This window comes from Flavobacterium nitrogenifigens, from assembly GCF_003254565.1.
GTDB lineage: Bacteria > Bacteroidota > Bacteroidia > Flavobacteriales > Flavobacteriaceae > Flavobacterium > Flavobacterium nitrogenifigens.
In genome coordinates this window covers 1-865 of the sequence record NZ_QJRI01000120.1, presented here as the reverse complement: position 1 = coordinate 865, position 865 = coordinate 1, and the positions used below count along the sequence as shown (strand labels likewise).

Here is an 865-nt window from a genome sequence, read left to right as displayed (position 1 = left end):
AATCACAAAGCTTGTTGAAAGCAAAGAAACTGTCACAACTTTAGTAAAAGATGCCGCTAACGATGGGAAGTATGTTTATACAAATGAAGATGCGGCTGAAACGACTATTGATGTGGTAGGAGATGTTATCAATAACGCTTCTTCAATTTTCAATAATCCGGCTGTAACGACTATCATCCAACAGATTTCAGAGTTGGCAGAAGGCAATGTGACGTATAACTCAACAACAAATGAGTTTAGTTACGTTGATGCTACGGGAACCACTAAGGTTATCAATATTAATGATATTGTTAAGCTAAACGAAACTATTACTACGCTTACCAATAATGGAGCGGGTTCGTATACGTATAAAAACGAGGAAGGAGCTTCTAGCGATATTAATGTGGTTCAGGACGTTATTGACAATTCATCTACAATTTTTGCTAATACCGATGTTGTAAACGAAATCACAAAGCTTGTTGAAAGCAAAGAAACTGTTACAACTTTAGTAAAAGATGCCGCTAACGATGGCAAGTATGTTTATACAAATGAAGATGCAGCTGAAACGACTATCGATGTGGTAGGAGATGTTATCAATAATGCTTCTTCAATTTTCAATAATCCAGCTGTAACGACTATTATTCAGCAGATTTCAGAGTTGGCAGAAGGCAATGTGACGTATAACTCAACAACAAATGAGTTTAGTTACGTTGATGCTACGGGAACCACTAAGGTGATCAATATTAATGATATTGTTAAGCTAAACGAAACTGTTACTACGCTTACCAATAATGGTGCGGGATCATACACGTATAAAAACGAGGAAGGGACTTCTAGCGATATTAATGTGGTTCAGGACGTTATCGATAATTCATCCGCAATTTTC

Annotated in this window: 1 pseudogene; it reads left to right on the top strand. The window is 36.8% G+C overall.

The annotated features are described in order from the left end of the window. A pseudogene (locus DM397_RS00540) lies at nt 1-865 on the top strand (hypothetical protein); the annotation flags it as partial.